Origin of the sequence: Streptomyces sp. SID5785, assembly GCF_009870065.1 — a bacterium.
GTDB lineage: Bacteria > Actinomycetota > Actinomycetes > Streptomycetales > Streptomycetaceae > Streptomyces.
This window is the reverse complement of the sequence record NZ_WWIA01000218.1, coordinates 1-7,713: the sequence shown is the minus strand read 5'-3', so window position 1 is coordinate 7,713 and position 7,713 is coordinate 1. Positions and strand designations below refer to the sequence as shown.

8 protein-coding genes and 1 pseudogene are annotated in these 7,713 nt (G+C 72.6%); 1 reads left to right on the top strand and 8 read right to left on the bottom strand.

Going from position 1 to position 7,713, the window contains the following annotated elements; all coding sequences use genetic code 11:
• Positions 1-9: 9 nt before the first annotated feature.
• The 6 genes and pseudogenes from GTW43_RS06750 to pyrR all read right to left on the bottom strand — a co-directional run.
• A pseudogene (locus GTW43_RS06750) lies at positions 10-333 on the bottom strand (hypothetical protein); the annotation flags it as partial.
• On the bottom strand, positions 326-1,495 hold the full coding sequence (gene carA / locus GTW43_RS06745; RefSeq protein WP_161300708.1) for a glutamine-hydrolyzing carbamoyl-phosphate synthase small subunit: 1,170 nt from the start codon (positions 1,493-1,495) through the stop codon (positions 326-328). The gene carA and the pseudogene GTW43_RS06750, both read right to left, overlap by 8 nt.
• Positions 1,492-2,085: a hypothetical protein gene (locus GTW43_RS06740; protein WP_343245925.1), complete on the bottom strand. Its 594-nt coding sequence runs from the start codon at positions 2,083-2,085 to the stop codon at positions 1,492-1,494. The genes carA and GTW43_RS06740 overlap by 4 nt, the downstream gene beginning before the upstream one ends.
• Positions 2,082-3,368, bottom strand: coding sequence for a dihydroorotase (locus GTW43_RS06735; RefSeq protein WP_161300707.1), 1,287 nt, complete (start codon positions 3,366-3,368; stop codon positions 2,082-2,084). The genes GTW43_RS06740 and GTW43_RS06735 overlap by 4 nt, the downstream gene beginning before the upstream one ends.
• A gap of 2 nt (positions 3,369-3,370) precedes the next feature.
• Positions 3,371-4,363: an aspartate carbamoyltransferase catalytic subunit gene (locus GTW43_RS06730; RefSeq protein ID WP_161300706.1), complete on the bottom strand. Its 993-nt coding sequence runs from the start codon at positions 4,361-4,363 to the stop codon at positions 3,371-3,373.
• 117 nt (positions 4,364-4,480) lie between these two features.
• The gene (gene pyrR, locus GTW43_RS06725; protein ID WP_161300705.1) at positions 4,481-5,053 is read right to left on the bottom strand and encodes a bifunctional pyr operon transcriptional regulator/uracil phosphoribosyltransferase PyrR; all 573 of its coding nucleotides are present in this window, start codon (positions 5,051-5,053) and stop codon (positions 4,481-4,483) included.
• A gap of 243 nt (positions 5,054-5,296) precedes the next feature.
• Here pyrR and bldD point away from each other — a divergent pair, with 243 nt between their 5' ends.
• On the top strand, positions 5,297-5,797 hold the full coding sequence (gene bldD / locus GTW43_RS06720) for a transcriptional regulator BldD (protein WP_093894511.1): 501 nt from the start codon (positions 5,297-5,299) through the stop codon (positions 5,795-5,797).
• Positions 5,798-5,900: 103 nt separating this feature from the next.
• Here the strand turns inward: bldD and GTW43_RS06715 are convergent, their stop codons facing one another.
• Both GTW43_RS06715 and GTW43_RS06710 read right to left on the bottom strand, forming a co-directional pair.
• Positions 5,901-7,379 carry an aminotransferase class V-fold PLP-dependent enzyme gene (locus GTW43_RS06715; RefSeq protein WP_161300704.1) on the bottom strand — a complete coding sequence of 493 codons (1,479 nt, stop codon included), beginning with the start codon at positions 7,377-7,379 and terminating at the stop codon, positions 5,901-5,903.
• Positions 7,376-7,713: MFS transporter (locus GTW43_RS06710; protein WP_237536445.1), on the bottom strand; the 338-nt coding region annotated here is incomplete at its 5' end. The genes GTW43_RS06710 and GTW43_RS06715, both read right to left, overlap by 4 nt.

Sequence of the window (7,713 nt, the reverse complement as noted above, 5' to 3'; positions counted from 1 at the left end):
TTACTTCTCGAGGACGCCCTGCTCGTGCATGGAGATCGCGGTGTTGAGCGCGGTCTGGCCGCCGAGGGTGGGCAGCAGCGCGTCGGGGCGCTCCTTGGCGATGATCTTCTCGACGAACTCGGGGGTGATCGGCTCGACGTACGTGGCGTCGGCGATCTCCGGGTCGGTCATGATCGTCGCCGGGTTGGAGTTGACGAGGATGACCCGCAGGCCCTCGGCGCGCAGGATGCGGCACGCCTGGGTGCCGGAGTAGTCGAACTCGGCGGCCTGGCCGATGACGATCGGGCCGGAGCCGATGACCAGGACGGACTGGATATCGGTGCGCTTAGGCACGCTGGCCCTCCATGAGCTTCACGAAGCGGTCGAACAGGTAGGCGGCGTCGTGCGGTCCGGCCGCCGCCTCGGGGTGGTACTGGACGGAGAAGCCCGGCTGGTCGAGCAGCTGCAGGCCCTCCACGACCTCGTCGTTGAGGCAGACGTGCGAGACCTCGGCACGGCCGAAGGGCGTGTCGCTGACCTTGTCGAGCGGCGCGTCCACGGCGAATCCGTGGTTGTGGGCGGTGACCTCGACCTTGCCGGTGGTGCGGTCCTGGACCGGCTGGTTGATGCCGCGGTGGCCGTACTTGAGCTTGTACGTGCCGAAGCCGAGGGCGCGGCCGAGGATCTGGTTGCCGAAGCAGATGCCGAACAGCGGCGTCCTGCGCTCCAGCACGGCCGTCATCAGTGCGACGGGGCCCTCGGCGGTCGCCGGGTCGCCCGGGCCGTTCGAGAAGAACACGCCGTCGGGCTCGACCGCGTACACGTCCTCGGGCGTCGCGGTGGCGGGCAGGACGTGCACCTCGATGCCGCGCTCGGCCATACGGTGCGGGGTCATGCCCTTGATGCCGAGGTCGATCGCGGCGACGGTGAACTTCGCGGATCCGATGGGCAGGGCTTCGCCGCCGGGCCCGATCGCGGGGACGACGTAGGCCTCCTTGGTGGCGACCTCCTCGTACAGGCTCAGGCCCTTCATGCGGGGCTGGGCCTGGACGCGCGCGACGAGCTCGGCGTCGGCGGCCAGGTGCTCGCCGGAGAAGATGCCGGAGCGCATCGAGCCGGCCTCGCGCAGGTGGCGGGTGAGGGCGCGGGTGTCGATGCCGGAGATGCCGACGACGTTCTGAGCGACCAGCTCGTCGTCCAGGGAGCGCGCGGCGCGCCAGTTCGACGGGATGCGGGCGGGGTCGCGCACGACGTAGCCGGAGACCCAGATGCGGCTCGACTCGTCGTCCTCGTCGTTCCAGCCCGTGTTGCCGATCTGCGGGGCGGTGGCGACGACGATCTGGCGGTCGTACGACGGGTCGGTCAGCGTCTCCTGGTAGCCGGTCATGCCGGTGGAGAAGACGGCCTCGCCGAAGGTCTCCCCCACGGCCCCGTAGGCACGGCCGCGGAAGAGGCGGCCGTCCTCCAGGACGAGTACGGCGGGAGCGGGTGCGGCTCCCCGGGTGGAGGTCGTCATCGTGCGGTGCCTTCCGTCGTGGTGTGCGTGTCGGTCATGTCGTTGAGTGCGGTGACCCAGGCGGCCTGCTCGGCCGCGTGGTCGGAGCGGAACCCGGAGTCGATCAGCTTGTCGCCGTGCGCCCAGGTGACGATCAGGAGACCGCCCTCCGTGAGGACCTTGCCGGCGATGCCCTTGTCGAGCCGGGCCTCGCACAGCGCCGTCACCGGGACGAAGAAGTCGCTCGCCCCGGGGCGCTCGACCACGAGACCCGCGTCGGTCAGGGTCAGCTCGACGCGGCTGCGGGTGCCGAGGCCGTGCGCCACGATGCGGTCGAGCCACTGCCCCGCCGTGGTGGAGCCGTGGTACCGGCCGCTCAGGGTCAGTCTGGGCGCACCGGGCGCTTCCGGCGACTGAGGCAGCGGCGGCAGATCGCCCTGGAGGGTGCCGCGCCACTTCCAGCCCTGGCGCATCAGCCAGTAGACGAGCGCGATGAAGAGCAGCAGTCCGACGATCCAGCCGATCCGGTCGGGCCAGTCCGTGACGTCGGCCGACTTCTGCTCGGCGGCGAGCTGGGCCAGCGGGCTGGCCAGGGGGTGCAGTGGTGTCACGCGAGCTTCCCGTCGGCGAGGGTGGCCTTGCCCCGCAGCCAGGTGTGGGTGACGCGCCCCGGCAGCTCACGGCCCTCGTAGGGGGTGTTGCGGCTGCGGGAGGCGAACCCCGCGGGGTCTACGGCTCCACGGTAGTCGGCGTCGAGCAGGACGAGGTTCGCGGGCTCACCTGCCGAGACGGGACGGCCGTGGCCGCTCGCGCCGCCGATCTCCGCGGGCTTGGCGGACATCCGGTCGGCGACGCCCGCCCAGTCGAGCAGTCCGGTCTCGACCATGGTCTGCTGCACGACACCGAGCGCGGTCTCCAGGCCGACCATGCCCATGGCGGCGGCGGCCCACTCGCAGTCCTTGTCCTCGTGCGGGTGCGGGGCGTGGTCGGTGGCGACGATGTCGATCGTGCCGTCGGCGAGCGCCTCGCGCAGCGCCATGACGTCCTTCTCGGTGCGCAGCGGCGGGTTCACCTTGTAGACCGGGTTGTACGTGCGCACCAGCTCGTCGGTGAGGAGCAGGTGGTGCGGGGTGACCTCGGCGGTGACGTCGATGCCGCGGGACTTGGCCCAGCGGACGATCTCGACGGAGCCGGCGGTGGAGAGGTGGCAGATGTGCACGCGGGAGCCGACGTGCTCGGCGAGCAGCACGTCGCGGGCGATGATCGACTCCTCGGCGACGGCGGGCCAGCCGCCGAGGCCGAGCTCGGCGGAGACGGTGCCCTCGTTCATCTCGGCGCCCTCGGTGAGGCGGGGCTCCTGGGCGTGCTGGGCGACGACGCCGCCGAAGGCCTTCACGTACTCCAGGGCGCGGCGCATGATCACGGCGTCGTGGACGCACTTGCCGTCGTCGGAGAAGACGGTGACCCCGGCGGCGGACTCGTGCATGGCGCCGAGCTCGGCGAGCTTCTTGCCCTCCAGGCCGACGGTGACGGCGCCGATGGGCTGCACGTCGCAGTAGCCGTGGTCGCGGCCGAGCCGGTAGACCTGCTCGACGACACCGGCGGTGTCGGCGACCGGGAAGGTGTTGGCCATGGCGAACACGGCGGTGTAGCCGCCGGAGGCGGCGGCGCGGGTGCCGGTGAGGACGGTCTCGGAGTCCTCGCGGCCCGGCTCGCGCAGGTGCGTGTGGAGGTCGACGAGGCCCGGCAGGAGGATCTTGCCGTCGGCTTCGACGACGGTCGCGTCACCGGCGTCGAGTCCGGTGCCGACCGCGGCGATGGTCTCGCCGTCGATCAGGACGTCCTGCGGCTCGCCGCCCAGCACCTTGGCACCACGGATCAGGGTCTTGCTCATGATTACTTGCTCTCCTCGGAACCGGTGGTGGGGCGGGTGTGGGTGACGGCGGGCTCGTTGCCGCCGAGCAGCAGGTAGAGCACGGCCATGCGGGTGTGCACGCCGTTGGCGACCTGCTCGACGACCGTGCAGCGCTCGGAGTCGGCGACCTCGGCGGTGATCTCCATGCCGCGGACCATCGGGCCCGGGTGCATGACGATGGCGTGGCCGGGCGCCTTGGCGAGCCGCTCGGCGTCGAGGCCGTAGCGGCGGGTGTACTCGCGCTCGGTCGGGAAGAACGCGGCGTTCATCCGCTCGCGCTGGACGCGGAGCATCATCACGGCGTCGGTCTTGGGCAGCGAGGCGTCGAGGTCGTACGAGACGTCGCAGGGCCAGGAGTCGACGCCGACGGGCAGCAGGGTGGGCGGGGCGACGAGGGTGACCTCGGCGCCGAGCGTGTGCAGCAGGTCCACGTTGGAGCGGGCGACGCGGCTGTGCAGGATGTCGCCGACGACGGTGACGCGGCGGCCGTCGAGGCCCTGGCCGAGCCCGGCGTCGGGGCCCACCAGGCGGCGGCGCATCGTGAACGCGTCGAGCAGCGCCTGGGTGGGGTGCTGGTGGGTGCCGTCGCCCGCGTTGATCACCGGCGCGTCGATCCAGCCGGAGGTCGCGAGGCGGTAGGGGGCGCCCGAGGCGCTGTGCCGGATGACGACGGCGTCGACGCCCATGGCCTCCAGGGTCTGCGCGGTGTCCTTGAGGGACTCGCCCTTGGAGACGCTGGAGCCCTTGGCGGCGAAGTTGATGACGTCGGCGGAGAGGCGCTTCTCGGCGGCCTCGAAGGAGATCCGGGTCCGGGTGGAGTCCTCGAAGAAGAGGTTGCACACGGTGCGGCCGCGCAGGGCCGGCAGCTTCTTGATGGGCCGGTCCGCGACGCGGGCCATCTCCTCGGCGGTGTCGAGGATGAGGACGGCGTCGTCGCGGGTGAGGTCGGCGGCCGAGATGAGGTGTCGCATCATCTGGGGTGCTCCGTAGGGCGAGGTCAGGAGAAGATCAGGAGATTTCGGGGCATTCAGGCGCGCGAGGGCGCACGTTCGCGGGCGTACGCCGCAGGGGCGCACGCCTCGGGAAGGTGGCTACTGCTCGGCTGCCTTGGCGTCCGGCTTGGCACCGAGCAGCACGGCGTCGCGGCCGTCCTCCTCGGCGAGCTGGACCTTGACCGTCTCCCGCAGCGACGTGGGGAGGTTCTTGCCGACGTAGTCGGCGCGGATCGGGAGTTCGCGGTGGCCGCGGTCGACGAGGACCGCGAGCTGCACGGCGCGCGGACGCCCGATGTCGTTCAGAGCGTCGAGGGCGGCGCGGATGGTGCGGCCCGAGAAGAGCACGTCGTCGACGAGGACGACGAGGCGGCCGTCGATGCCGTCGGCGGGGATCTCGGTGCGGGCGAGCGCGCGCGGCGGGTGCATGCGCAGGTCGTCGCGGTACATCGTGATGTCCAGCGAGCCCACGGGGACGGCGCGGCCGGTGACCTCTTCGAGCTTCTCGGCGAGCCGGCGGGCGAGGAAGACGCCTCGCGTCGGGATGCCCAGGAGGACCACGTCCTCGGCGCCCTTGGCGCGCTCGACGATCTCGTGGGCGATACGGGTCAGCACCCGCGCGATGTCCGGGCCCTCGAGCACGGGCCGGGCATCGGGATTCTGCGTGTCCATAAGAAACGGACCTCCTTCTCCGCCTCACGGGACGGACCTTAAAGGACGTCGAAATTGCGCCACTCACCCTACCAGCCCACCGGGAGCACCGATCACCGCCCTGAAGGTGCGGGAAGCCCCGATCCGGGAGAAGGTCGGTACGGACCATTCGGCTTGACGCGGCCAAGTAACGCTGCGTAACCTCACAGTGAGTTACCAGCCACGCGGCGGAGCCGCACAGTGATGCAGTGTCCGGGGAGCTATATGTCCAGCGAATACGCCAAACAGCTCGGGGCGAAGCTCCGTGCGATCCGCACCCAGCAGGGCCTTTCCCTCCACGGCGTCGAGGAGAAGTCCCAGGGACGCTGGAAGGCGGTCGTGGTCGGGTCCTACGAGCGCGGGGACCGCGCCGTGACCGTGCAGCGCCTCGCCGAGCTGGCCGACTTCTACGGCGTCCCGGTGCAGGAGCTGCTGCCCGGCACGACGCCCGGCGGGGCCGCCGAGCCGCCGCCGAAGCTGGTCCTCGACCTCGAGCGACTGGCCCACGTGCCGCCGGAGAAGGCCGGCCCGCTCCAGCGCTACGCGGCGACGATCCAGTCCCAGCGCGGCGACTACAACGGCAAGGTGCTGTCGATCCGCCAGGACGACCTGCGCACCCTCGCGGTGATCTACGACCAGTCGCCCTCGGTCCTGACCGAGCAGCTGATCAGCTGGGGCGTGCTGGACGCGGACGCCCGTCGCGCCGTGGCCCACGAAGAGGCCTGAGCAGGTCTTCGAAGGCCCGCACCGCAGCATCAGCAGAAACGTCACGGCCCGTGGGGCGGAACGGCTCGGTTCCGCCCCACGGGCCGTTTCGCGTCCCCGCGCCTCAGATCCGGTACAGCCTCCCGACGACCTCGGGCAGCAGCCGCTCGCTCAGTCGGGCCGGGAGCGCCTGGAGCACCGCGAGCACGGGCGCCGCCCGCTCGGGCAGCCGTCCGTCCGGCCCGACCCCGGCCAGCGCCAGCGCCGCCTCCACCTCCTGCGGCCCCAGGGTGTCCGGGTCGAGCGCGGCGGCGGCCGCGACGATCCCGGGGTCCACCCGCACCGGCCCGCTCTCGCGCGCCCGGGCCACCGCCTTCTCCAGGTCGGCCAGCAGCAGCCGGACGGTCTCCTCACCGGCGACGGCGGCCGTCACCGTCAGATGCAGATTCGCCGGTGAGCTGCCGAAGGCCGGCTGCGGCTGCAGATACCAGCCGCTCGCCCGGATCTCGTCCGCGACGACGAACACGTCCAGCGCGGGGTCCGTGGCGGCGACGGCGAGCAGCGAGGCCTCGGGGCGGGCGAGCAGGCGCAGCCCGTCGATCCGGGCGACGCCGTCGGCGAGGGCGTGCACGGCGCGGTGTACGCGCGTCGACAGCGCTGTGTAACCCTCGGCCCCGACGCGCTCGGTCACGGCCCACGCGGCGGCGAGCGGCCCGGCGGACTTGGTGCCCTGGAGCGTGGAGTTCACGACGGGGTAGCCGGGCCACGAGGCGTGCGCGAACCAGCCGTGCCGCCGCAGCCCGGGATCCGCGAAGAGCAGCAGCGACGCGCCCTTGGGGGTGTAGGCGTACTTGTGGAGGTCCACGGAGAGGGACGTGACCCCGGGGACGGAGAGGTCGAAGTCCGGCACCTGCGGCGTGTCCGGAATTCCCGGGGCATCCCGCCCGCCGAGGCCCGCCCGCCGCAGGTGCCCGAGGTACCAGCCGCCGATACACGCGTCGACGTGGCACAGCACTCCGCGCCGCGCCGCCTCGGCCGCGACCTCGGCGACCGGGTCGATGACGCCGTGGGCGTACGAGGGGGCCGAGACGACGACGAGGGCGGTCGCGTCCGTGAGCGCCGCGGCCATGTCGGCGGGGCGCACCCGGAAGGTCTCCGGATCGACGGGCACGGACCGGACGGTGAGCCCGAACAGCTCGGCGGCCTTGTGGAAGGCGGCGTGCGCGGTCTCGGGCAGGACCAGCTCGGGCGCCGTGATCCCGCGCACGCGGCGGGCGTGCTGCCGGGCGGTCAGGACGGCGAGCAGACAGCTCTCGGTGCCGCCGCTGGTGAAGGTGCCCGCGGCGCCGCCGAGCAGGGCGGTGGCCCGGCGCACGAGGTCGTTCTCCAGCTCGACGACGCTCGGGAAGGCGGTCATGTCGAGCCCGTTGACCCCGGCGAAGGCGGCGGACGCGGCGTCCGCCAGCTCCTCGAGGCCGGTCAGGCCCGCGTCGTAGACGTAGGCCATGGTGCGCCCGCCGTGCACCGGGAGGTCCCCGGCGCGCAGGGCGGTGAGCCGGGCCAGGAGGGCTTCGGCTTCGGCGTCGTCGCCGGTGGTCGTCATACGGACTCCTCGTCTCGCGGGGCACAGGGCGGGGCGGCAGGCGGGTCGGGCGGCGCGGCGGCCGGTGCGGCCGTGTCGCGCAGCCGGGTCAGTTCGGCCTCCGTGAGGCGGTAACGGGCCAGCAGCGGGAGGCTGAGCAGCAGGAGCAGCGCGGGCAGTGCGCCGAATCCGACGACGATCGCGGTGAGCGCGGAGTCGGGCTGGGCGACGCGGTGGTCGGCGTCGGAGGAGGCGAAGCCGCCGAGCGCGAGGACGAGGCCGAACAGGCCGGGCCCCAGCGCGAGTCCGAGCGTCTCCCCCGCGGTCCACAAGCCGGTGAAGACTCCGGCCCGGC